This window comes from uncultured Oceanisphaera sp. (genome assembly GCF_947495715.1).
Taxonomy (GTDB): Bacteria; Pseudomonadota; Gammaproteobacteria; order Enterobacterales; family Aeromonadaceae; genus Oceanimonas; species Oceanimonas sediminis.
The window spans coordinates 130,623-154,773 of sequence record NZ_CANLZU010000003.1; the positions used below are offsets into that span (position 1 = coordinate 130,623).

The following is a 24,151-nucleotide window of genomic DNA, read 5'->3' on the forward strand; positions in this document are numbered from 1 at the left end:
GCGCCATGCTGCGCAAACTGCATTCACTGTCGGCATTGCCGGCCGCCCTGTTCATTCTGACCCTGGCGGTGACCGGTGCCGTGCTGTCCATCGAACCGGCCATGGAACGGGCCGGTGCCCAGGTGCCTGCCACCGGCCAGATTAGCGTGGCCGAGCTGGCCGAACGAGTAGGCCGCCATTATGCCGATGTGGAACAGATTGAACGCCGGCCTTCGGGCGCCATCGTCGTCTATTACCGCCAGTCAGATCAAAGCGGCGCCGATCTGGTCAGCCCGCTCACCGGGCAGGCCATCGCTCCCTATCAGCCTTCTGCCTTTTTCCGCTGGGTTCGGCAACTGCATCGTTCCCTGCTGCTGGACTCGCCCGGCCGGGCGATGGCCGGCATAACGGCCTTGGTCATGCTGATACTGTCGCTCTCCGGCACCCTGATGCTGGTAAGGTTACAGGGCGGCTGGCGCCGGCTGTTCGGCCCGGTGGCAGGTAGCGGCAGCAAACGGCTGCATGCCAGGCTGAGTCGTGCCGCCCTGCCCGGCCTGCTGTTATCGGCCCTGACCGGTTTGTATATGTCGGCGCTCACCTTCGGCCTGATCGCGGAAGGAACACCGGCAGAGCCCGAATGGCCCGCCATTACCGCCAACGGTCAGCCTGCCTCGGCGGCCAGCCTGGCCGCCCTGCAAACCCTCGACCTGACCGAGCTGAAAGAACTGGTTTACCCCTATCCGAATGAGCCGACCGATGTGTATTCGCTGCACACCACGCAAGGTGCCGGCTATATCAATCCCTACAGCGGAGAGCTGTTGTCGTACCAGCGGGATGACAGCCGACAGGGCGTGCAGGCGTTCTTGACCATGCTGCATACCGGCGAAGGCCTCTGGTGGCTGGGGCTCTTGCTCGGCCTCGGTGCGCTGGTGGTGCCGGTACTGACCGTTACCGGCATACGAGTATGGTGGCAACGCCGCCGGGCCCGGCCAAAACTGGCCAACAACTGCGGGGCCCATATTGCCGATACGGTGATCCTGGTCGGCAGTGAAGCCAACAGCACCTGGGGCTTTGCCAACACCCTGCATGATGCGCTGACCGCGGCCGGCCACCGCGTGCATACCGCACCCATGAACCATCTGGCCTCCGGTTATCGGCGCGCCCGACAGTTGCTGATTTTGACCGCCACCTACGGTGACGGGGATGCCCCCGCCTCGGGCAACCGCTTTCTGGCTCGTCTGGCCCGCATCAAACCCCGCCCCGATACCCGCTTTGCGGTGCTCGGCTTTGGCGACCGGCAGTTCCCGCAGTTTTGCCGGTTTGCAAACACGGTAGAGACGGCACTGCTGGCTGGCGGCTGGTCATCACTCATGCCGCTGGAAACCATAGATCGGCAGTCGACACAGACCTTCTCGCGCTGGGGCCAGCGGCTGGGTCAGGCGCTCGGCTGTGAACTGAAATTGGATCACACGCCCCGTCGGGCCCCCACGACTCGGCTGCAACTGGCCGAACGGGTGGACTATGGCGCAGACACAGAGGCGCCAACCAGCGTATTGCGCTTCACCATGCCGGCCGATGCCGACACCGTCTGGCGGCGCCTGATCGGACAAAGCGGCCTGCCGCCTTTCGAGGCCGGCGACCTGGTCGGTATCTATCCGCCGGGCAGCGCCGTACCAAGGCTCTATTCGCTGGCCAGCGCCTCAGCCGATGGTCAGCTGGAAATCTGCGTACGCAAACACGAAGGCGGTGTCTGCTCCGGCTTTTTACACGCCCTGCAGCCGGGTGGCGACATAGAGGCCTTTATTCAGCCCCATCCGGCATTTCGCCCCCTCGCCGGGCAGACACCTGTGGTGCTGATTGGTGCCGGCACCGGCATAGGGCCACTGGCCGGCTTTATTCGTCATAACCGCCAGAAACGCCCGGTGCATCTTTACTGGGGCGGCCGTGACCCCCAGTCCGACTTTCTTTACCAGCCGGAGCTGCAGCATTATCTGGCCGACCGGCGATTGACGCAGCTGAACACCGCCTTTTCGCGCGTCGGCGAACGCTGCTACGTGCAGGACAGGATCATGGCGGACGGCTCGCAACTGCGTACCCTGATTGAAAGAGGCGCACAAATTCTGGTGTGTGGTGGCCGGGACATGGCCAACAGCGTGATGGTCACCCTGAATCAGGTAATGGCCCCGCTGGGCATGGATGTGCAGACCCTCAAGGCGCAGGGCCGCTATCGGGAGGATGTTTACTGAGGGCAGAATCGAATAACCAGCATGACAGCGTGATAAAAAAACAGGGGGCAGCCGATGGGCTGTCCCCTGTTTTTGTCTGCCCGAAGGCATACGACCGGCCGGTATTAATACTCGGCGTTGTGGTACACGTTCTGTACGTCGTCCACGTCGTCCAGCATGTCGAGAAAACGCTCGAGCTGGGCCACATCGTCACCGGTCACTTCAACGGTGTTCTGGGGCACAAACTGAATGCTGTCGACGTCAAAGTCGATGTCGCAAAAGGCCTCGGTCAACGCCTGCTTGGTCTTGAAGTATTCGGTGTGCGGCGCAAACACGGTGATCTTGCCGCCTTCCTGCTCGACATCGGTCACATCCACGTCGGCCATCATCAGCGCTTCCAGCACGGCGTCTTCGTCGTCGCCGGCAAACACCAGAATGGCGCAGTGGTCAAACATGTGACTGACGGTGCCGGAGGTACCGATCTTGGCCTTGACCTTGTTGAAGCACTGGCGCACATCGCCGATGGTGCGGTTGGGGTTGTCGGTCAGACAATCCACGATCACCATGCAGTTGCCGGGGCCAAAACCTTCGTAGCGGGCGGGAGAAAAGTCTTCACCGGCGCCACTGGTGGCTTTTTGCAGGGCTTTTTCGACGACATGGGCAGGCACCTGGTCTTTCTTGGCGCGCTCAATCAGGCCGCGCAGCGCCAGGTTACCGTCCGGGTCGGCACCACCGGACTTGGCAACAACATAGATTTCACGGCCGTATTTGCTGTAGACCTTGCTCTTGGCATTCGCCGTTTTGGCGATGGATTCTTTGCGGTTTTGATAGGCTCTGCCCATGGGATGGTCTCGTTGTTCATCGGAAGAGGGCGAATTTTACACACAGAAAAGCAGCAGATCTATTTTCATGTTCCCTGCCGCCCTGTTTTTCTGCCCCTCATCGTCAATAACCGGCAAATTCCTCGGTACGCAACTGATCTTCGGCGACCCCGGCATCAAGCAGCATGGTTTTCATCGCCGCCACCAGCCCGGGCGGCCCGTCCAGATAATAAACGGGTCGGGTCAGGTCGGTCAGATAACGCGCCAGCATGGCTCTGTCCACATAGCCGCGCTCGCCTTGCCAGTGTTGTGCCGACTGCTCGGCCTGACTCATGGTGGCCACCAAAGTGCAGCCCGGATTATCGGCACAAACCTGTGTCAGCTCGTCGAGAAAGGCGGCATCTTCCGGCCGCCGGTTGGCATAAAACAGCGTCATTTTGCGCCCCTTATGCTCGGCAACGGCCTGCAGCAGCATGCTTCTGACCGGTGTGATGCCGATGCCGCCGGTAATAAACACCAGCTCCCGAGTCACATCGACAGGCAGGGTAAAATCGCCATAAGGACCCTTGAGGGTAACGTCGGCCCCCGGCTCCAGAGCACTGATCACCCGCTTGAAGGCGCTGTCTCTGATGCGAGTGGCGACCATCAGCTCGGACTCGGCAGGGGTGGACGCCAGAGAGAGAATACGCCCGTTACCCTCTTCGTCGGTTTCGGGCGGATCGACCAGTAACAGGCGGGCACACTGACCGGCCTTGAAGCCGAAATCATCGGGCTTGTCGAAATACAACGCCAGGGTGTCTTCGGCAACCCGTTGCTTGCGCTTGAGTGTGAGTTGATAACTGGCCATGACCGATGGCTCCTCTGACTCGAATCAGACTTCAATATCCAGCTCGATGCCGGCGTCCTCATTCGAGCTGTGATAACGCCGGTTGATGATATCGAGCCGACGGCTCATGGCGGTGTTGGCACCAATCAGACAGAATGCACCCCGGTGTAAGCCCAGCCAGGCTTCAAAGGCGGCCTGGCGCCGATCCCGTTCTCGATCCTGATGGCGCGGCCGAATGGCAACATAAGGCTGCACCGCCGTAATCACCGGTATTACCGGGCGACGCACCTGATCGGCATGAGCCGACTCGGTGCCGGGCTGAACCAGATTGGGCAACATGGTGGGCAAGATTACCGGTATTGTCATCGCAACCTCCCTGCATGAATTACCTGATTATGGCTGCCGTGCCTTCGATCGGTACATAATCACCGAGCCCTTACTATAGGTCAGCTCACCGAGATTGACAGCCCGGTGTCCGGGTCTTGCCTGCCGGCCACATTGAGCAAAAAAGCGCGTATTTGCTCGGCGGTGGCCTCCGGATGCGAAATAAAGGAAGCGTGCGAAGCCCGGGGCTCAACGTGGCTTTGGCTGTGCGGTGCCAGGGCATCGACCAGGGCAACGGCCTTTTTCGGCACCAGGCCGTCGAGCCGGCCATACAGGCGCAACATGGGTAATTGCAGCCGACTCAAGCCGGTGCGCAAATCCACATCGCCCAGCAGCGCCAGGCCGGCGGCCAGCGCGGCCGGATCGGGCGCCGGCTTTTGAGCCAGGCTGTCACGCAGTTGGCGAATGTCTTCCCGCGCATGTTCGCTGCCCATCGCCTGCAGCGCCAGAAAACGATTGACCACCTGCCGATGATCCTCGGCCAGTTGCTGTTCAAAGGCTGCCAGTACCGCAGGCTTGATGCCGGGCCAGTCGTCCCCGGCGACAAACCGGGGCGAGCTGGCCAGGGTGATCAGGCTTCGCACCCGCATTGGTGCCTGCAGGGCGGCATGGGTGGCGACCAGCCCGCCCAGCGACCAGCCCAGCCAGGCCGCCTCGTCGGGCACGGCTCCCAACACGGCGGCGGCCCAGTCATCCAGGCCGGCATGCGCAGGCAGCGCCGGGCTGTGGCCAAAGCCGGGCAAGTCGACCAGATGCAGCCGAAAGTCTGCTTCCAGTCGTGGGGCCAGCCCCTGCCAGACCGCACCGTTCATGCCCCAGCCGTGCAACAACACCAGATCCGGCCCCCGGCCGCGCCGTTCTACATATACACTCATCTGCAAACCCCGTTATCTTGATACCGCCATGATAAGACGGCTGACCGCCCGCTTACAATCAGGCCCTCTCTGGTGGGGCCAGTGCCTGCTGTGTCGGCACGACTGCGAGCAACAGGCGCTGATCTGCCGTCAGTGCCGGGACGAGTTGCCACAGCTGGAACACCCCTGCCCGCGATGCGCCTTTCCGCTGGCGGTGACAGACGCTCACTGCGGCCAATGTCAGCGCCGTCCGCCACCCTGGCAACGAATGCGGGTACTGGCCGACTTTGAGTCGCCCTACCCTCGCCTGATCCACGACCTCAAATATCATCAACGGGCATTGAACGGTCGCCTGCTCGGTCAGTTGCTGGCCCGACAACTGGCACCACCCTATCCGGAGGCCATACTGCCGGTGCCATTGCACTGGTGGCGGCAACTGAGGCGAGGCTACAACCAGGCCACCGAAATTGCCCGCGGCCTGCAGGATGTACTGAACATTCCGGTGGATACTGACGCCTTGCGTCGACTGCGCGCCACCGCCTCTCAGACCCAACTCAATCGCCGCCAGCGCAAGCGAAACCTGCACGGCGCCTTTGCTGCTCGCCCCATGGCATATCATCACGTGGCATTGCTGGATGATGTGATCACCACCGGCACCACCATGACCGAGCTGACCCGGCTGCTACACCGCCAGGGGGTAAGCCGGGTAGAGGTGTGGGCCGCATGCCGGACTCTTGATCACTGACGACTATTCAAGCGGCGGCAACAGGAGTATGATTTAAAGTTGAGTTGTTTAGTCAGGTTTACGAGGATAGCGATGATTACGATTTCCGAAACCGCCCAGGAACATTTCCGCAAACTGTTGTCGCAACAGCCGGAAGGCACCAATATCCGGGTGTTTGTGGTTAACCCGGGCACCCCCAACGCCGAATGCGGCGTCTCTTACTGCCCGCCCGATGCCGTCGATCATGACGATATGCATTTGCCGTTCGAAGGTTTTGAGGCGGTCGTGGATCAGCAGAGCGTCTCTTTCCTGGACGCCGCCGAAATCGATTTTGTCAGCGATCAGATGGGCTCTCAGCTCACCCTGAAAGCCCCCAATGCCAAAATGGCCAAGGTACCGGATGATGCGCCGCTGGCGGACCGAGTCGAATATGTGCTGCAGTCCCAGATCAACCCGGGGCTGGCCAGCCACGGCGGCAAGGTGGTACTGACCGAAATCACGCCGGATGGCCTGGCCATTCTGCAGTTTGGCGGCGGCTGTAACGGTTGCTCCATGATTGATGTCACGCTGAAAGATGGTATCGAAAAGCAGCTGCTTGAACTGTTTGCCGGCGAAATTACCGGTGTGCGCGATGCCACCGATCATGAGCGCGGCGAGCACTCCTACTACTGAGTTCACCACTCGGTGTAGTAAAAGGCGAATAGTAAAAAGGGAGCCATGTCGGCTCCCTTTTTTGTCAGTATTTACCGTTTAACCCGCTGAAGTCGGCCAAAGGGTCCGACTCCGCCGACACGCCGTAAACCCCTCCCTGGGGGCTCAACCGCGCCATCCTTGGCGCAGATGGTCGGCTGAGCAGATCCCCTTGTCCTCCTGCAAGCTTCTCCATGCCTGTTAGTGTCACCGGCAGACGACTCAAGAGTTAAAAGGAGACAGCAGGGATTGCCTCAGCCGACCGTCACATGACAGGGATGTCATGTGCTGAGCGCCACAAGGATGTGCTTGAAGCGGGTCGGAGGAGGCAACCCTGTTGCCTCCTAGCTTCGATACGCTAGATAAACCTGACTTGTGACGCAAAGATAGGCTTATCGCTTGCGGCACGTTATTCCGTCTTGCGATCCCGGCTCAGCAGGGCAATGGCCGCTTCTTTGGCATTCTTGCCCTGATACAGCACCTGATAGACCTGCTCGCAGATGGGCATTTCCACGCTGTAACGGGCCGCCAGCTGATGTACTTCGGCGGCATTGCGATAGCCTTCCACCACCTGACCGATGTCGGTCATGGCTGCCTGCACGTCCTGTCCCCGGCCGAGGGCCAGGCCAAAACGGCGGTTGCGCGACTGATTGTCGGTGCAGGTCAGCACCAGATCACCCAGCCCCGCCATGCCCATGAAGGTTTCCTGTCTGGCACCCAGGGCCACGCCCAGGCGCTGCAGCTCCACCATGCCACGGGTAATCAGCGCGGTACGGGCGTTGGCACCGAAACCCAGGCCGTCGGCCAGGCCGGCACCGATGGCGATGACGTTTTTCACCGCCCCACCGAGTTGCAAGCCCACCATGTCGTCGTTGAGATAAACCCGGAACGAGCGATCACAGTGCACCAGATCCGCCAAGTCGCCGGCAAAATCATCGTCGGAAGACGCAAGAGAAATGGCGGTGGGTAGCCCCATGGCCAGCTCTTTGGCAAAGGTCGGCCCCGACAAGACCGCCAGCGGGATCCGGTCACCCAGAATCTCTCGGGCCACATCCTGCAACAGGCTGCCGGAAGTAGGGTCCAGCCCCTTGGTGGCCCAGGCAACGCGGCTGTCTTTGCGCAAAAACGGCTTTATCTGTTTCAGCACATCGGCAAACACATGACTCGGCACCACCACCAGCAGATCGCGACTGGCCTGCACCACCTGCTTCAGGCCGGCTTCGGGAATCAGGCTGTCGGGAAAGGTGGCATCGGGCAGAAAAACCTTGTTGCAGCGCTCAGTGGCCAGGGTCGCCACCTGCTCGGGCCTGTGACTCCACAGCAGGGTTCGGTGGCCATTACGCGCGATGGCAATGGCCAGTGCCGTACCATAGGAGCCGGCACCCAAAACCGAGATGGCGGCATCCTTATGCATCAGGCATCCGCCTGCTGTTGCTGGGCACGCTGTACGTGGGCGGCAAACAGAGCATCGAAGTTCACCGGTGCCAGGTTCAGTTGCGGGAAGGAACCGCGACCCACCAGGCTGCCCACGGTTTCACGGGCATAGGGGAACAGGATATTGGGGCAGAAGGCACCCAGGCAGTGCGCCAGTTGCGGCTCGGCCATGTTGCCGATGGTAAAGATACCGGCCTGCTGAATTTCGCACAGGTACACGGTTTCGCCTTCGCCCATGTGGCAGGTCACGGTCAGGGTCAGTACCACTTCGAATACGTTGTCACCCAGACGGGCGCTCTTGGTATCCAGATCCAGTTTTACTTCGGGCTTCCATTCTTTCTGGAATACCAGCGGCGTGGACGGCGCTTCGAAGGACACGTCCTTCAGATAGACACGCTGGATCTGAAATTCAACCTGTTGCTGGGCCTCGGTGTTGGCGGCGCCGTTTTCTGTTTCAGCCATGAAGATATCCTTATTTTTATGCGTTGAAAGATTAACGTTTGGTTACCGGCAGGTTCTGGGTACGCCAGTCGGCCATGCCGCCACGCAGGGCGTGAACCTGGTTGAAGCCGGCCTTGGTCAACAGACGACCGACACCGCTGGTGGTCATACCGGTTTCGCACACCAGTATGACCGGCTTGTCCTGGTATTTCTCGATCAGGTTCAGGTTATTGGCCTTGAGCTGAGCGGCAGGCACGTTGATGGCGCCGGCAATGTGGCCCTTGCGGAATTCTTCGGCGGCGCGAACATCCACCACCACGGCGTTTTGCTTGTTGATCAGTAATACCGCCTGCTGACTCGGTACTATCTGCACCTTGGTCAGTTTGGACATCAGGGTCATGTAGATGATGACGGCAACCAGGCCCAGCCAGACCATGCTCAGCATGGGGTGACTGGCGGCAAAATCGAGGTACTCTTGCATAATGTTACTTCTTTAGAGTCAAAATACGGAAAAGCCCGAGTATACATGGGGCATCGGTAAATAACAGCAGCCCGAGTCCAATCACCCTTCTCCACCTTCGTGGCCGGAATTGCCGCCGGTGTTCGGCTGGAGACCAAATCGGCAACTGTAGTAAGATAAAGCCGGTTAAGCCGCCTCGACCCGTCTTTATACAACAAATAACAACATAGGTTTACACTATGAACTCGACCAAAAAGCCCCTGGTTCTCATCATTATGGATGGATGGGGTTATAGTGAAAAAACGGAACATAACGCCATTCACACCGCGCATACTCCGGTGCTCGACGACCTGATGCAACACCGCCCCTCGATGCTGATTTCCACCTCCGGTCACGACGTGGGTCTGCCCGAAGGCCAGATGGGCAACTCCGAGGTTGGCCACGTCAACATCGGTGCCGGCCGCATCGTTTATCAGGATCTGACCCGCATCGACAAGGCCATCGAAAACGGGGATTTCTTCTCCAATCCGGTGCTGACCGCCGCCATCGACGGCGCCGCCGATCAGGGCAAGGCCGTGCATATCATGGGCCTGCTGTCGGCCGGTGGCGTACACAGTCATGAAGACCAGATAGCCACCATGATCAACATGGCCGCCGAGCGCGGTGCCGAGCACATCTATCTGCATGCCTTTCTCGATGGCCGGGATGTCGCCCCCCGCTCCGCCCAGCCGTCCATCGAACGTGTCGACACCCTGTTTGCCGACTTGGGTAAGGGTCGTCTGGCCTCGGTGGTGGGGCGTTACTTCGCCATGGACAGAGACAACCGCTGGGATCGGGTACAAAGCGCCTATGATTTGCTGACCCAGGGCCGGGCCGAGTATCACAGTGCCACCGGTGTCGAGGCGCTGCAGGCCGCCTATGCCCGTGAAGAAAACGACGAATTCGTCCAGACCACCACCGTCGGTGAGCCGGTTTCCATGCAGGACGGCGATGCGGTCATCTTCATGAACTTTCGTGCCGATCGGGCCCGGGAGCTGACCCGCGCCTTCGTGCAGGATGATTTCACCGGCTTTGAACGTACCAGCCGGCCGGCCCTGAGCAGCTTCGTGATGCTGACCGAATATGCGGCCGACATCGACACGTCCTGTGCCTATCCGCCCGAGGCTCTGCCCAACACCCTGGGTGAATGGCTGGCCAAACACAACAAGACCCAGTTGCGTATCTCCGAGACCGAAAAGTACGCGCACGTCACCTTCTTCTTCAACGGTGGCCGGGAAGCCTGCTTCGAGGGCGAACAGCGCGAGCTGATCCCCAGCCCCCAGGTGGCCACCTACGATCTGCAGCCGGAAATGAACGCCGAATTGCTCACCGACAAACTGGTGGCCGCCATCAAAAGCCAGGCCTATGACGTCATCATCTGCAACTACCCCAACGGCGACATGGTCGGCCACACCGGGGTATTCGAGGCGGCGGTCAAGGCCTGTGAAGCCGTGGACACCTCCATCGGCCGGGTAGTGGAAGCGCTGGAACAAGTGGGCGGCGAAGCGCTGATCACCGCCGATCACGGCAATGCCGAGCAGATGGTCAATCCGGTCACCGGTCAGGTACAAACTGCGCACACCAACCTGCCGGTGCCGCTGATTTACGTCGGCCGCGATGCGGTTCCGGCCGCCAAGGGCCGGCTGTCGGATCTGGCACCGACCATGCTGAGCCTGATGGGGATGGAAACACCGACGCAAATGACTGGCAAGCCTCTGATGGTTCTGAAATAATCTAGCCCATATGGGCAAACAACGACTGATCGTTTCATTATTACTGCTAAGCACCGGCCTGATGGCCGGTGCTTTTGCTTGGGCGGATGACAGCAAGGATCTCAAGAACGTTCAGGGTCAGATTGCCAGTCAGAAACAGGACGTACAGCAACAGAAAAAACAGTTGAGCCAGCTGCAGCAGCAGCTCGCCCGGGATGAAAAGGCCATTTCCGCGGTGGCCCGGAAGCTGAATCAGACTCGGCACCAGCTGAAAGACAACGAGGCCGCCCTCGCCCGGCTGGACCAGGAACACCGCGCCCTGGGCAAACAGGCCGAGCAACAACAGCAGTTGCTGGCGGAACAACTCAGGGCCGCCTATCAGAATGGCCGGCACGACTACCTGAAATTGCTGCTCAATGGTCAGGACAGCACCGAGATAGACCGGTTGCTGCACTACTATGCCCACATTAATCAGGCGCGGGCCGACGCCCTGCAACAGCTGGCTCGTACCCGCGAGCAACTGGCCGACAACCGCCGTCGTGCCGAGCAGAGCCGCAACCAGCTCAACCAGCTATTAGCCCGGCAGCAGACCGAACGACAAAAACTGAGCGAGCAGCAGGCCAAACGCAGCCAGACCGCCAAACAACTCAATGCGGCGCTGGATCGGAGCAATCAACGCCTGAACAATCTGCAACAGGCGGCCGGTCACCTGGAACGCCAGATCAAGGCCGCTCGGGAAAGAGCCGCCCGGGAACAGGCGGCGCGCGAACGAGCGGCCCGGGAACAGGCCGAACGCAACCGGCTCGCCCAACAACAGGGTGGCTCCGGCAGAACGCCGGTAGTCGCCAAAACCAGCGGCAACTTCGCCGGTCTGGCCAAGGGTACCCTGCCCTGGCCGCTCAAGGGGGCGCTTATCCATCGCTTCGGCTCTGCCCGCACCAGCCAGATGCACTGGAAAGGCCTGCTGATCGGCGCTCCGGTCGGCAAGGAAGTCAGCGCCATCGCAAATGGCCAGGTGGTGTACGCCGACTGGCTCAGCGGTTTCGGCATGGTGATGGTGATCGATCACGGCAAAGGCTTCATGAGCCTCTATGGCCATAACCAATCGCTGCTGCGCAACCCCGGTGACGAGGTCAAGGCCGGCCAGCCCATCGCGCTGAGTGGCGAAAGCGGTGGCCAGGACAAGGCCGGCCTCTACTTTGAAATTCGTTATCAGGGCAAGGCCATCGATCCCCAGCCCTGGCTGGCACGAGGCTGACGTTAACGCTAGCCTGCCACTAGCAGGTCGCCGCTTCCAGTTCGTCAATCAGCCACAGCGCCTCGGCCTGACTGGTGCCGCACACGTCGGCCATGGCCTTGAAGGTGCCGCACACCGCCGGCCGCTCCGGCTTGCCAAACAGCGCACAGCGCATATCCTCCAGCAGATGCAGACAGGGCTCGCCGGCGGCCTTGCCATCGGGCATACCCGGCAGCGGGCCGCTGATACTGGGGGCGATACAGCAGGCACCGCAATTACTTCGACATTCCATTACACGACCTCTCGACTTGGCCGAGCAGTATAACGGCTCGCGGCCGCCCGCAGTAGTGGGGAGTCAAGGCCGGCGGATTGGTATAAAATGGCGTTTTTCATCACACTGGATGTTTACCATGCGCCTGACCGTTCACTGCCTGGAGCAACTGCCGGCCATTCATCGTCACCACGCCGACATCATACTGCAGGGCAGAGCCCTGCCCGAGCAGGCGGTATTTTATCTCGCCACCTTTAACGACAGGGCTGTGGCTCTGGCCTGGCGACAGCAGGAGCGAATCGACTTTATCGCGGTACGCGACATTACCCGCCGCCGGGGCATAGGCCGGGAGCTGTTGCGCCAGATCCGACAGGAAGCCCGGGCCGCCGGCCTGACCCGACTCGACTGCAACCCGGCCCAGGCGCCGGAAGAACAAAGAGCCGGACTGGCCGCCTTTTTAACCAGCCAGGGCTTCAGCACCCAGGCGGGACTGCTAAGCTGTTGCCTAGACAAATAAAGGTCAACAGCAAAGGAGGCGGTGATGAAGACGAGAACCGAACGGGACTCTATGGGCGAGGTGCAGGTACCGGACCAGGCCCTCTACGGTGCCCAGACCCAGCGAGCCATCAACAATTTTCCGATCTCCGGTCAGCCGCTGCCTTCGGCCTTTATCCAGGCCATCGCCCGCATCAAAGCCGCCTGCGCCCATGCCAACGGCCAGCTCAAGCGGCTGGATCAAGACAAGGCCGATGCCATTATTCAGGCTGCGGGCGAGATAGTCGAAGGTCAGCACCCGGAAGCCTTTCCCATCGACGTCTACCAGACCGGTTCCGGCACCAGCACCAACATGAACGTCAACGAAGTGCTGGCACATCTGGCCGCGGCTCGCCTGAGCAAGGAAATAGGTGCCAATGACGACGTCAACATGGGCCAGAGTTCCAACGATGTCATTCCTTCCGCCATTCATGTCAGCGCCGCCCTGAGCCTGAGCCGCGAGCTGCTGCCGGCCTTGCTGCAGCTGGAGCAGGCCATGCTCACCAAGGCCGAGCAGTTGCAAAGCCAGGTAAAAACCGGTCGCACCCACCTGATGGATGCCATGCCGCTGCGCTTCGATCAGGAGCTGGGTGGCTGGGCCACCCAGATACGCTATGGCCACGAACGGCTGGAAGGGCTACAAAGCCGGCTGCAGCAACTGGCGCTGGGCGGTACCGCCATCGGCACCGGCATCAACGCCGACCCGCGTCAGGCTCAACTGGCCTGCGACTATCTCAATGATCACTCCGGGCTCGACTTCTGCCCGGCCGAAGACCATTTCTACAGCCTGAGCAGCCAGGACACGGCGGTCGAGCTGTCGGGACAACTCAAGACCCTGGCGGTGGCGCTGATGAAAATTGCCAACGATCTGCGCTGGATGAACTCGGGCCCACTCACCGGCCTGGCGGAAATTCAGCTGACCGCCCTGCAGCCGGGGTCGTCCATCATGCCCGGCAAGGTCAATCCGGTGATCCCCGAGGCGGTAGCCATGGTGGCCGCTCAGGTGATTGGTCTGGACGCGGCCATCACGGTGGCCGGTCAGTCCGGCAACTTTCAGCTCAACGTGATGCTGCCGCTGGTGGCCAACAACCTGCTGACCATGACCCGACTACTGGCCAACAGCGCCCCGCTGCTGGCCGAAGCCATTGAGGGCTTTACCGTCAATCAGCATCATATCGATCAGAACCTGGCCAAAAATCCGATTCTGGTGACCGCGCTCAATCCGGTGATTGGATACGACAAGGCGGCCAAGATCGCCAAAAAGGCCTATGCGGAGCACAGGCCGATACTGGAAGTCGCGCTGGAAGAAACCGAGCTGTCGGAAGCGGAGTTACGCCAGCTGCTGGATCCGGCGGCATTGACGCGAGGCAGCCAGAGCCACTAATCCCTCATGACTCCAGCGGCAGCAGGGGCGCGGGATAGTTCAGCAATTCGCGCCCCTGCTGATGCGATTCTACCTGCGCCAGGCTGACCGGCCCCAGCTCCGGTAGCCAGTAATGCAGATGCTCGAGTTGCGGATCATACTGACGCCATTGACGATGTGGATTGAAACGGCGCCCATGACGCGGATCATGGCCGGTACCGGCGATATATGCCCAGTTACCCCAGTTGCTGGCCACATCGAAGTCGACCAGATACTGCTCGAAAAAACGGGCCCCCAGCCGCCAATCCAGTCCCAGCTCGTGAATAAAGCAACTGGCCAGATTCTGCCGCAACCGGTTGGAACAAAAACCGGTCGTCATCAATTCACGCAGTCCGGCATCAATCATCGGCCAGCCGGTCTGCGCGCGACACCAGGCCTGCCAGTAACGGGAATGATGCCGTCCGGAAGGCGCTCGCCCCGTCAGTCCCTGCGCGGAAAACACTCGTCGACCATGCAGCCGTAACGACCAGTGAAAATACTCACGCCAGAGCAGCTCGAATTTGAGCCAGTAACTGTGCTCGTCGGCGCCATGCTGATGCTCGTAGTCATCGATTTGCTGCCATACTCGGCGCACCGACAAACAGCCCCAGGCCAGGGCCGCACTGAGCCGGCTGGCGTAATAATGCCCATGCAGCTGATTGCGACTGGCCTTGTAATGAGCAATGGCCTGCCGTTCAAACAGGTAATGCCGCAACCAGCCCGTGGCCGCGGACTCTCCACCAACCTGAGCCGGATGAGGCTGCTCGCCCTCCGAATATTGCGGCCAGTCAATGCCGGTTGGCAATGGACAGAGTGCCGGCGTCAGGTGCTCGAGCCCGGTAGCGGCGACCGGCGGGGTGACCGACAGGGCCAGCCGTGACTCTACCTGCTTGCGAAAACCGCTGAAGCTGGCAGGAAATGCCGCCAGTACCGGCTGCAGCTGTTCCGCCTCAAACAGCGTCTGGGCCGAAAACAGCGTCATCGCCACCCCGTGATGGCGCAGTTGCTCAACCCAGGCGGCTTCTTCCGGCGCCTGAGCTTCATGGGTGAGCAACGAAAAGGGACTGTGCCGGTACCACTGCAGCAGTAATTCAGCCGGATCGCCACTCAGCACATAAAGCGGGCAAGGAGCCAGCCGGCGGGACAGATCTGCCAGCGCCTGTTGCAGGTAGCGCGCCTTGGCCACGCCTAACCGGTGCAGCCCCTCGCTGTCGGGTTGCCGCCAGCAAGAAGGCAGAATAAACACGGCTGCCGCCGCACCCTGGCTTTCCGCCAGGCGACGCAACCCCCGATGATCATCAAGGCGCAAATCATTACGTAACCAGAGTAGTTGCATTCAGGCTCTCCAGAAAAAGTGACCACAACCAGGACCGCCAGCTCCGTTATTATTGTTCATGACCCGCCATTACGTTTGAGGCAAGCCTGCTTCCTTGCCAAAACCGGGGTCTTATGCCACACGGATTAATCATTTGGTCAGACTGTCATCCTGACGAAGGTCAGGATCTTCCCGCAGAAAGATACCGGGGCAAGCCCGGTATGACAGAATTTTAAACACGGCATTATTGTCAGAAACTGATCACTTCTTTATTAGGCTTGCTCTTAATACAAAAAAGGGATGCCGAAGCATCCCTTTTCACACCAACGCAGCCGTTACAGGATGATGTCCTGCAACGCCTGGTTCTTGCGAGACAGAATATGAGTCGAGCGAATACGACGCACGGTCCGCGACTTGCCACGGATCACCAGAGTTTCGGTGTGGGCGTAGTAACCATCGCTGCTGATACCTTCCAGCAGATCACCCTTGGTGATGCCGGTTGCTGCAAACAGCACGTTGTCGGTACGCGCCATGTCTTCCAGCTTCAGTACCTTGCCGACTTCAATGCCCATCTGCCGGCAGCGTTCTATCTCTTGCTGCCCCAGAGCCAAGTTCTCTTCACTCGGCCCCTTGACCTCATAGCGCGGCATCAGACGAGCCTGCATATCGCCGTCCAGCGAGCGCACCGCGGCGGCGGAAATCACCCCTTCGGGAGCGCCGCCGATGCAATAGAGCATGTCGACTTCACTCTCGGGAATACAGGCGAGAATGGAGGCGGCAACATCGCCGTCGGGCACGGCGAACACGCGCACACCCAGCGCCTGTATGGTCTTGATTGCCTTGTCGTGGCGCGGCTTGGCCAGGGTGATCACGGTAAAGCGTGACAGCGGCTTGTTCAATGCCTTGGCAACGGCCTTGATATTTTGCTCTATCGACTTGCTCAAATCGATGGCGCCTTTGGCGCGGGCGCCGACGATCAGCTTTTCCATGTACATGTCGGGGGCACGCAAAAAAGCGCCCTTTTCACCGACGGCAATCACCGCCAGGGCGTTTGACTGGCCCATGGCGGTCATGCGGGTTCCTTCGATAGGATCGACGGCAATATCGACATTTTCACCACCCATACCGACCTTTTCGCCGATATAGAGCATGGGGGCGTCGTCAATTTCACCCTCGCCGATCACCACCTCACCACTGATTTCAATTTCATTCAGCACATGACGCATGGCCGCCACGGCGGCGCCGTCGGCGATATTCTTGTCGCCTCGTCCCAGCCACTTGTAGCCGGCCAGGGCGGCGGCTTCGGTCACTCGGGAAAATTCAATGGCCAATTCACGTCTCATGAAGATTTCCTACTCGTTCAAGTTATTATTACTTATCCAATATGCGCTGTTGCAGAATACGATAAACATCTGGCGTTTCTGCTTTCTCGGATACACAGACATCCAGATCGTGCAATTTGCCATCTTTGATACCGTATACCCAGCCGTGAATCGACAGTTCCTGTCCACGCTGCCAGGCGTGCTGCACTATGGTGGTACGACACAGGTTAGCCACCTGCTCGACCACGTTAAGCTCGCACAGGGCGTCTTCTCTTGCCTGTTCGGGTTCAATGCCGAGCAAGTCTTTACGATAGCGGTGATACAGGTCTTTAAGGCTGCACAGCCAGTTATCGATAAGCCCCAGCTCCGCATCACCCATGGCGGCCTTAACGCCACCGCAGCCGTAGTGGCCGCAAATAATAATGTGTTTTACCTTCAACACTTCAACCGCGTATTGTACCACCGACAAACAGTTGAAGTCGGTGTGCATCACCAGGTTGGCCACGTTACGATGCACAAATACGTCACCGGGCAGCAGGCCGGTCAGCTGGTTGGCGGGAACCCGGCTGTCGGAGCAGCCAATCCACAGATACTCGGGTGCCTGCTGCAGCGCCAACTTTTCAAAAAAGGTCGGATCTTCCGCCTTGATCCGCTCCGACCATTCCTGGTTGTTGTTGAACAGCTGCTTCAGTATTTTCATGGGATTGTCCTGCTTTTATCTGGTCAAAAATAAGTTATTGACGGAAAAAAGGCCCCAGCGGGGCCCTTTCACCATCATATTGATGTTGCTCAGGCATCCATGGCCGTTTTCAGCTTTTTCAATGCGCTTTTTTCCAGCTGGCGAATACGCTCGGCAGACACGCCGTATTCATCGGCCAGCGTCTGCAGTGTGGTCTTGTCGTCTTCATCCAGCCAGCGGGCCTGAATGATATGCTGGCTGCGCTCATCCAGCGTGGCCAGCGCCGCGCGCAGGCGACGATTGGCGGTTTGCTCCCAGTTGGACTCTTCCACCTGGTGGGCCACGTCCGAGGCATGATCCTGCAGATAATGTACCGGCGAAAAACTGGTGTCCTTGTCGTCGTCATCGGACGCCAGATCGAAAGCCTGATCCTGCGCGCTCATGCGCGACTCCATCTCCAGCACTTCGGCAGGCAGCACGCCCAGGTTCTCGGCCACCATTTCCACTTCCTGCTGGTTGAACCAGCCCAGGCGCTTCTTGGACTTGCGCAGATTGAAGAACAGTTTGCGCTGTGCCTTGGTGGTCGCCACCTTGACCACGCGCCAGTTACGCAGCACGTATTCGTGAATTTCAGCCTTGATCCAGTGTACCGCGAAGGACACCAGACGCACGCCCACCGTGGGGTCGAAGCGTTTGACCGCCTTCATCAGGCCGATGTTGCCTTCCTGGATAAGGTCGGCCTGAGGCAGACCGTACCCCGAGTAACTCTTGGCAATGTGCACCACAAAGCGCAGATGCGACATGATCATCTGGCGGGCCGAGGCCAGGTCACCATCGTTCTGCAGCCGCTCGGCCAGTGATTTTTCTTCTTCCGCGCTCAGCACGGGAATGGTATTGACTGCCTGGATATAGGCCTCCAGGCTACCCTGGGGAACCAGGGCAAAGTGGCGCTGAAAATCTGTCGTCATTAAACTCGCATTCATTACATGACTCCGTATCAAAACAGCTGCGGCTTGCACCCTGCCATGACGTTGGTGGTCTGGTTGTGCACACATTGCAAGATGAGGGCGCAGCAACGGAAAATGTATTTATCTGGGAATAAATGTCAAGCGGATCGCCTGTTTCTGCCCCCATGAGACCACAATACGGCCATCAAGTTCAACTCGGCTCTATGGCGCGAATGTGACGCCGCACCGAAAATCCGGACGCCAACAGGCTGAGCAGGGTGCCGGTCAGGATAAGCAGCAGGCTTTCCTGCGCTCCCAGTCCCAGCAGATCAAAATCACTCTGATACAAGGCCGCCAGGGCATTGACCTTGTGGCTGAGCCAGAACACCATCACCAGGGTCAACCACCAGGCCAGCAGGCCGCCGATAATGCCGTACCAGAGCCCCACATATAAAAAGGGCCGCTGAATGAAGCTGTCGGTCGCCCCCACCAGCTTCATCACCTCGATCTCGTAACGACTGTTGAGGATATTAAGCCGCAGCGTATTGCTGACCACCAGCAGCACGCCGGCCAGCAACAGGGTCGCCATGCCGACCACCGCCTGGCGCAACAGATCGACGATGCCCGACAGCCGGGCCAGCCAGGCCATGTCCAGCCGGGCGGTCGCCACGACAGGCTCGGCACTCATGTCCGCCAGCAGCAACTCGGCGGCATCCGGCACCCGACCGCTTTCGGACAGGTTGAGAATCAACACCGCCGGCAACGGATTGTCTTCCAGCAGCTCCAGCGCCTCGGCAAAGCCGGCGGCGCCCTTGAAGTCGGCCAGGCCCTGATCGGCACTGATGTAGGTGATTTTTTCTATCTCGGCTAGCGTCGCCAGCCGCTGCTGCAGCTCGGTCACCTGGGTTTCGGTGGCACCCTGCTGCAGGTACAGGCTGATCTGCGCCTTGCTCTGCCAGAATTCACTGACCGACTCGGCATTTTTCAGCAATACATAGAAACTCGCCGGCAATGCCAGACTGACTCCCAGCACGGCAATGGTCATCAGCGAGCTCAGCGGTGTGCGCCACAGCTCACCCAGACTGGCGAACAACTGGCGCAGGTGATCGACACCATACATGGCCAGTCGCTGCGGCCAGGACAACTTGTGCCTGCTCATACGCTCTCCTCCGCCTGCATGCGCCCACTATCCAGAGTCAGGGTGCGATAACGCTGTGAGTTGATAAGACCGGTATCGTGGGTGGCAATCAGCACGCTGACGCCCACCCGGTTAAAGGCTTCGAACAGCCGCAGAATTTCCATCGACAGCTCGGGATCCAGGTTGCCGGTCGGCTCGTCGGCCAGCAGCAATGACGGCTTGTTGACGATGGCCCGGGCGATGCCTACCCGCTGCTGCTCACCGCCGGACAACATGGGCGGAAAATAACGATCCTTGCCGAGCAGGCCGACCTTGTCGAGCGCCGCCGACACCCGGCGGCGAATATCCTGATGGCTATACCCTTCGATCACCAGCGGCAACGCCACATTGTCGAACACGGTACGGGCATTAATCAGGTGATGATCCTGAAAAATCATGCCGATACGACGCCGCACATAGGGAATGTGACCACGAGCGATACGACTCACGTCCTGGCCATTGAACAATACCTGACCATCGGTGGGTCTTTCCATCACGCTGATCAGCTTGAGCAGGGTGCTCTTGCCGGCCCCCGAATGGCCGGTAAGGTACGCCATCTCCCCCTTGTCCAGGTGAAAACTGACCTTTTGCAGGGCCTGAAAGCCGCCGCTGTATACCTTGCTAACCTGCTCGAAGCGGATCATTTATTCTTCCTGACTGAAAAGAGCGTCGATGAATTCCCGGGAATTGAAGGGCCGCAAATCGTCGATTTTTTCGCCCACGCCGATGTAACGAATGGGAATACCGAACTTGTCTGCCACCGCAAAAATAACCCCACCCTTGGCGGTACCGTCCAGCTTGCTCAGGGTGATACCGGTAATAGGCACCGCCTCGTTGAACACCTTGGCCTGACTCAGGGCGTTCTGGCCGGTACCGGCATCCAGCGTCAGCATGATCTCGTGCGGCGCGGCGCCGTCGATTTTCTGCATCACCCGCACGATTTTCTTCAGCTCGTCCATCAGGTGTGCCTTGTTCTGCAGACGACCGGCGGTATCGGCAATCAAGACGTCGACCTTGCGCGCCTTGGCGGCCTCGACCGCATCGAAAATCACCGACGCGGCATCGGCGCCGGTATGCTGGGCAATCACCGGAATATCGTTACGCTCGCCCCACACCTGCAACTGCTCTACCGCCGCGGCGCGAAAGGTATCGCCGGCAGCCAGCATCACCGACTTGCCCTCGGCCTGGAACTGACGCGCCAGCTTGCCGATGGTGGTGGTCTTGCCGACGCCGTTGACGCCGACCATCAGGATCACGTAAGGCTTGTGCTCGCTGTCGACAACCAACGGCTGGTCGACCTTGTCCAGGATGGCGGCCATCTCTTCTTTCAGCAGCTCATAAAGCGCCTCGCCGTCTTTCAGCTGACGGCGGCTGGCCTGACGGGTCAGGTTGTCGATAATCGACAGGGTAGTTTCCACGCCCAAGTCCGCCGTCAGCAGCTGGGTTTCCAGCTCTTCGAACAGCTCGTCGTCAATTTTCTTGCCGCTGAACAGACCAAAGAAGCCGGAACCCAGATTTTGCCGGGTTTTCAGCAAGCCCTGCTTGAGGCGAGCGAAAAAGCCCTTTTTGGGCGCCTTTTCGGCCTTTTTGGCAGACGCTTCGGCTTCCTCCGCCAACCGGGCCTGCTCCGCCGCTTCTTCTTCGGCGGCGAGACGCGCTTCTTCTTCCACCGCCTGCCGTGCTTCCTCTTCCGCACGAGCCAGCGCGTCGGCTTCTTCCGCCAGACGGGCCTGTTCGGCTGCTTCGGCTTCTGCCGCCAGGCGGGCCTGCTCGGCTGCCTCGGCTTCCGCCGCCAGCCGGGCCTGCTCGGCCGCTTCGGCTTCCGCTGCCAGACGAGCCTGCTCGGCCGCTTCGGCTTCCGCTGCCAGCCGGGCCTGTTCGGCCGCTTCGGCTTCCGCCGCCAGCCGGGCCTGTTCGGCCGCTTCGGCTTCCGCCGCCAGACGGGCCTGTTCGGCTGCCTCGGCTTCCGCCGCCAGACGGGCCTGTTCGGCCGCTTCGGCTTCCGCCGCCAGCCGGGCCTGTTCGACTGCCTCGGCTTCCGCCGCCAGACGGGCCTGCTCGGCCGCTTCGGCTTCGGCCGCCAGACGGGCCTGTTCGGCCGCTTCGGCTTCCGCCGCCAGACGGGCCTGCTCTGCTGCCTGAGCTTGCTGCTCCTGCAGCGCCTCTTCCACTTCTGCCGTACCGGATTCAACTTCCGATTCAATCGCCGGCTGCTCGGCCTGTTTTTGCTCTTCTGCTAGGTCCTGCTGATCTTTGTTTTTGCCAAAGCCCAGCCAGGAGAAAAAACCTTTTTTCGCCATCCTGCTATTACTCGCTTGTGTCGGGGGAGATTAGGGCTGGCCGTGACTCGGCCCCTTCATTAGAATACTCACCCCTTATGGGTGCAAAACCGCCTTATACTAGCACTTTATTGAAAGACGGCGAAACGAGATGGCAAAAGCAAAACCGGCAAAAAACACCTCGGCAGGCGGCGGACAAATTCGCCTGATCGGTGGTCAATGGCGCGGACGTAAATTGCCGGTGCTGAACAGCGAAGGACTCAGACCCACTACCGACAGAGTAAAAGAAACCCTGTTCAACTGGCTGATGTTCGACGTACGGGGTGGGAACTGCCTGGATCTGTTTGCCGGCAGCGGCAGCCTGGGATTTGAAGCCCTGTCGCGCGGCGCCGCCAAGGTGGTATTGGTAGAAAAGGATACCCAGGTTGCCCAGCAGCTACAGCGCAATCTGGCCAGCCTGCCCGAGGCTCCGGGCCGGGTTATCAATACCGATGCTCTCGCCTTTCTGCAAACGGCGGCAACGCCGTTCGAGCTGGTGTTTCTGGATCCACCGTTTCACCGGGAATTACTGCCCAACGTCTGTCAGTTACTGGAACAGGGCGGCTGGCTGAGCGAAAACGCCAAAATCTACATCGAGCGGGAACAGAATTCGGCATCGTTACCGCTACCGTCAAACTGGCGGCTGCTGAAAGACAAGCAGGCGGGACAGGTCAGTTATCAACTTTATACAAGGGAACAAGTGGAATGAAGGTATTAAATTTCGTGATGCGCGTAGTCATGCTGGTGTTCTGGGCCGGTATTATTTACGCGCTGGTGGGCCCCGATTTTCAGGAAGTCGGCTCCATGCCGCTGATCCTCGGTGCCGTGGTGCTGTTCATGCATTTGCTGCAGATGCTGATGCTCAAGCAGGTCGCGAGCCTGCTGCACCCCACCTTGAAGGATTATCTGGCGGTACTGGTGTTCGGCTCCTTTGCCATGCATCACCACAGGGCGCGCCTGAAAGAGATCACCGAACAGAAGCGCTAAGCTCGGCCTTATACCAATCCCAGTAATGATCTGATCATATTGAGGCCCTAGACCAGAGGCAACACAGCCGCCTCCCTCGACACGCCATGGATAATGACACTCACCGTTTCAGCCGCTGCGAACATTCACTGGATGTTCGGTCAGGCTGAAACCGTTCGTCACGGCGAGGCAAGCTCGCCCCATCTAAGCTCGGACATGCCGTCTGACCGCCAGGGAGGGCGGGAATGCCGGAACGGCAGGAGCATTTTTCGGCCTTGGCATTTGACGATCGGCTGAGGCAATCCCTGCCGCCTCTTCTTGATGCCTGAGTTAGCTGTTGTCATAACAAACAGGCGACGCCGGAGCTTCAAGGAGGACAAAGGGATCCGCTCAGCCGACCTTTCGTTTCAGGGATGAAACGGAGAGCGTACATGGAGGTATTCATAGCGAGTCGGTGGAGCGGGCCCTTTGGCCGATATACAAACATTGAGCTACAAAACCAAGCTGTTTTCCTACTCTGGATTTGTGACCAAAAGACAGTCGGCCTTACTACTCGGTGGTATCGGCCTCATGGCCGCACTGCCAGCAGGTTTCAAAGCTGCCGGCATTGTGCTCGCCACAGCGTCGGCAATACCAGGCCGGGCCGGCGCCGCGCCGATAAGGCTCCAGAATAAGTTGTGCCTGCTCCAGATCCTGCGCCCGCACCAGCAGAGTCACTTCCACCGCATTGGCGGGCAGCTCGCCCAGGGCGCCGGACAGGGCTTCGCCCTGTAACTGCACCCTGATACCCGACACCTCCAGCGATCCCTTCAGGGTATGCGCTTCCAGGCTGTTGGCCGCCTGATAAACCGAAATCCACTCGTTCATTATGCTCCGGCGCCGGAATGACAGATAGAAAAAGGGGGTGACATCATGTCACCCCCTTTTGGGTTGTCGTATGGTTAATCCGTAAACCAAGTTGCTCCCTGCATTCCCTGACAAAATTACCTTATCCTTAAGGTGTTCCTCTTCCCGATCCATCGGGGTGTCCTGGTCGTCCTGACTGCGATTCATCCTGAGTCGCTTGACTATCTCCATCCTGGAGGTGTCCTTGACCGCATCCTGCGGGGTTCCTTTTGCCGTTCCTGGCAGCCTGTCTTCCTGACCGACTTCCTTGCTCCTTGCACTACTAACTATAGATAACTTTGCCAAAGGCTCAAGACAGAAAAGCAGACCAAGAGTTCAGCCCAGAACACAGTGAAGATACAATTCATTGATTTAAATGAATATATTTTCTTTTACATCGTTAATGCTGCAGCTTAAAACGTCTTATCCGCCTCTTCCTTGAGAGATCTCTTACAAGCCTGCAAGGCAATAGCTCTCATCAGATACCTGGCTACAAAACGTTGGCTCAC

Annotated in this window: 25 protein-coding genes; 9 read left to right on the forward strand and 16 right to left on the reverse strand. The window is 59.5% G+C overall.

The window, feature by feature from the left end:
• The first annotated feature begins 5 nt into the window (after positions 1-5).
• Entirely contained in the window at positions 6-2,225 is a 2,220-nt protein-coding gene (locus Q0753_RS03020; RefSeq protein WP_298717030.1) for a PepSY domain-containing protein, read from the forward strand.
• Between the two features lie 104 nt (positions 2,226-2,329).
• On the opposite strand, the gene Q0753_RS03025 is transcribed toward Q0753_RS03020, so the two are convergent.
• The 4 genes from Q0753_RS03025 to bioH form a co-directional block, all read right to left on the reverse strand.
• A complete protein-coding gene (locus tag Q0753_RS03025; protein ID WP_298717033.1) occupies positions 2,330-3,046 on the reverse strand; it encodes a YebC/PmpR family DNA-binding transcriptional regulator in 717 nt (238 codons plus the stop codon).
• 103 nt (positions 3,047-3,149) lie between these two features.
• Positions 3,150-3,872, reverse strand: a complete 723-nt coding sequence (locus Q0753_RS03030; RefSeq protein WP_298717036.1) for a ferredoxin--NADP reductase — start codon at positions 3,870-3,872, stop codon at positions 3,150-3,152.
• Between the two features lie 24 nt (positions 3,873-3,896).
• Entirely contained in the window at positions 3,897-4,217 is a 321-nt protein-coding gene (locus Q0753_RS03035) for a hypothetical protein (RefSeq protein ID WP_298717039.1), read from the reverse strand.
• Between the two features lie 80 nt (positions 4,218-4,297).
• Positions 4,298-5,110 carry a pimeloyl-ACP methyl ester esterase BioH gene (bioH, locus tag Q0753_RS03040; protein ID WP_298717042.1) on the reverse strand — a complete coding sequence of 271 codons (813 nt, stop codon included), beginning with the start codon at positions 5,108-5,110 and terminating at the stop codon, positions 4,298-4,300.
• Positions 5,111-5,138: 28 nt separating this feature from the next.
• Here bioH and Q0753_RS03045 point away from each other — a divergent pair, with 28 nt between their 5' ends.
• On the forward strand, positions 5,139-5,834 hold the full coding sequence (locus Q0753_RS03045; protein ID WP_298717045.1) for a phosphoribosyltransferase family protein: 696 nt from the start codon (positions 5,139-5,141) through the stop codon (positions 5,832-5,834).
• A 72-nt stretch (positions 5,835-5,906) separates the two neighbouring features.
• Positions 5,907-6,485: a Fe-S biogenesis protein NfuA gene (nfuA, locus tag Q0753_RS03050; protein WP_298717048.1), complete on the forward strand. Its 579-nt coding sequence runs from the start codon at positions 5,907-5,909 to the stop codon at positions 6,483-6,485.
• Positions 6,486-6,912: 427 nt separating this feature from the next.
• On the opposite strand, the gene gpsA is transcribed toward nfuA, so the two are convergent.
• From gpsA to Q0753_RS03065, 3 genes are read right to left on the reverse strand one after another with little or no spacing between them, the layout of a single operon-like run.
• Positions 6,913-7,917 (reverse strand): NAD(P)H-dependent glycerol-3-phosphate dehydrogenase, encoded by a 1,005-nt coding sequence (gene gpsA / locus Q0753_RS03055; RefSeq protein WP_298717051.1) that lies wholly within the window; start codon positions 7,915-7,917, stop codon positions 6,913-6,915.
• Positions 7,917-8,399, reverse strand: coding sequence for a protein-export chaperone SecB (secB, locus tag Q0753_RS03060; RefSeq protein WP_298717054.1), 483 nt, complete (start codon positions 8,397-8,399; stop codon positions 7,917-7,919). Before secB ends, gpsA begins: the two co-directional genes overlap by 1 nt.
• 31 nt (positions 8,400-8,430) lie before the next feature.
• Positions 8,431-8,859 carry a rhodanese-like domain-containing protein gene (locus Q0753_RS03065; protein ID WP_298717057.1) on the reverse strand — a complete coding sequence of 143 codons (429 nt, stop codon included), beginning with the start codon at positions 8,857-8,859 and terminating at the stop codon, positions 8,431-8,433.
• Positions 8,860-9,077: 218 nt separating this feature from the next.
• Here Q0753_RS03065 and gpmM point away from each other — a divergent pair, with 218 nt between their 5' ends.
• Both gpmM and envC read left to right on the forward strand, forming a co-directional pair.
• Entirely contained in the window at positions 9,078-10,610 is a 1,533-nt protein-coding gene (gene gpmM, locus Q0753_RS03070) for a 2,3-bisphosphoglycerate-independent phosphoglycerate mutase (protein ID WP_298717060.1), read from the forward strand.
• A 10-nt stretch (positions 10,611-10,620) separates the two neighbouring features.
• Positions 10,621-11,847, forward strand: a complete 1,227-nt coding sequence (envC, locus tag Q0753_RS03075; protein ID WP_298717063.1) for a murein hydrolase activator EnvC — start codon at positions 10,621-10,623, stop codon at positions 11,845-11,847.
• A gap of 19 nt (positions 11,848-11,866) precedes the next feature.
• On the opposite strand, the gene Q0753_RS03080 is transcribed toward envC, so the two are convergent.
• Positions 11,867-12,118: a YkgJ family cysteine cluster protein gene (locus tag Q0753_RS03080; protein ID WP_298717066.1), complete on the reverse strand. Its 252-nt coding sequence runs from the start codon at positions 12,116-12,118 to the stop codon at positions 11,867-11,869.
• Positions 12,119-12,236: 118 nt separating this feature from the next.
• Between Q0753_RS03080 and Q0753_RS03085 the strand changes: the two genes are divergently transcribed.
• Both Q0753_RS03085 and Q0753_RS03090 read left to right on the forward strand, forming a co-directional pair.
• Positions 12,237-12,614, forward strand: coding sequence for an acetyl-CoA sensor PanZ family protein (locus tag Q0753_RS03085; protein ID WP_298717069.1), 378 nt, complete (start codon positions 12,237-12,239; stop codon positions 12,612-12,614).
• 24 nt (positions 12,615-12,638) lie between these two features.
• Positions 12,639-14,015: a lyase family protein gene (locus Q0753_RS03090; RefSeq protein ID WP_298717072.1), complete on the forward strand. Its 1,377-nt coding sequence runs from the start codon at positions 12,639-12,641 to the stop codon at positions 14,013-14,015.
• 4 nt (positions 14,016-14,019) lie between these two features.
• Here Q0753_RS03090 and Q0753_RS03095 read toward each other — a convergent pair whose 3' ends face one another.
• The 7 genes from Q0753_RS03095 to ftsY all read right to left on the reverse strand — a co-directional run bounded on the left by Q0753_RS03095 (position 14,020) and on the right by ftsY (position 21,773).
• A complete protein-coding gene (locus tag Q0753_RS03095; protein WP_298717075.1) occupies positions 14,020-15,369 on the reverse strand; it encodes a DASH family cryptochrome in 1,350 nt (449 codons plus the stop codon).
• A 314-nt stretch (positions 15,370-15,683) separates the two neighbouring features.
• Positions 15,684-16,691: a class II fructose-bisphosphatase gene (gene glpX, locus Q0753_RS03100; RefSeq protein ID WP_298717078.1), complete on the reverse strand. Its 1,008-nt coding sequence runs from the start codon at positions 16,689-16,691 to the stop codon at positions 15,684-15,686.
• A 28-nt stretch (positions 16,692-16,719) separates the two neighbouring features.
• A complete protein-coding gene (gene can, locus Q0753_RS03105; protein ID WP_298717081.1) occupies positions 16,720-17,370 on the reverse strand; it encodes a carbonate dehydratase in 651 nt (216 codons plus the stop codon).
• An 89-nt stretch (positions 17,371-17,459) separates the two neighbouring features.
• Positions 17,460-18,317: an RNA polymerase sigma factor RpoH gene (gene rpoH, locus Q0753_RS03110; protein ID WP_298717084.1), complete on the reverse strand. Its 858-nt coding sequence runs from the start codon at positions 18,315-18,317 to the stop codon at positions 17,460-17,462.
• A gap of 190 nt (positions 18,318-18,507) precedes the next feature.
• Complete coding sequence (gene ftsX / locus Q0753_RS03115; RefSeq protein ID WP_298717087.1) at positions 18,508-19,455, reverse strand: permease-like cell division protein FtsX; 948 nt, start codon at positions 19,453-19,455, stop codon at positions 18,508-18,510.
• Positions 19,452-20,117 carry a cell division ATP-binding protein FtsE gene (gene ftsE / locus Q0753_RS03120; RefSeq protein WP_298717090.1) on the reverse strand — a complete coding sequence of 222 codons (666 nt, stop codon included), beginning with the start codon at positions 20,115-20,117 and terminating at the stop codon, positions 19,452-19,454. The genes ftsX and ftsE overlap by 4 nt, the downstream gene beginning before the upstream one ends.
• Positions 20,118-21,773 (reverse strand): signal recognition particle-docking protein FtsY, encoded by a 1,656-nt coding sequence (gene ftsY / locus Q0753_RS03125; protein WP_298717092.1) that lies wholly within the window; start codon positions 21,771-21,773, stop codon positions 20,118-20,120.
• Positions 21,774-21,903: 130 nt separating this feature from the next.
• Here ftsY and rsmD point away from each other — a divergent pair, with 130 nt between their 5' ends.
• Both rsmD and Q0753_RS03135 read left to right on the forward strand, forming a co-directional pair.
• Entirely contained in the window at positions 21,904-22,500 is a 597-nt protein-coding gene (gene rsmD / locus Q0753_RS03130) for a 16S rRNA (guanine(966)-N(2))-methyltransferase RsmD (RefSeq protein ID WP_298717094.1), read from the forward strand.
• Positions 22,497-22,778, forward strand: a complete 282-nt coding sequence (locus Q0753_RS03135; RefSeq protein ID WP_298717097.1) for a DUF1145 domain-containing protein — start codon at positions 22,497-22,499, stop codon at positions 22,776-22,778. Before rsmD ends, Q0753_RS03135 begins: the two co-directional genes overlap by 4 nt.
• Positions 22,779-23,306: 528 nt before the next feature.
• Here Q0753_RS03135 and Q0753_RS03140 read toward each other — a convergent pair.
• Positions 23,307-23,624, reverse strand: coding sequence for a DUF2007 domain-containing protein (locus Q0753_RS03140; RefSeq protein ID WP_298717100.1), 318 nt, complete (start codon positions 23,622-23,624; stop codon positions 23,307-23,309).
• Positions 23,625-24,151: the final 527 nt, after the last annotated feature.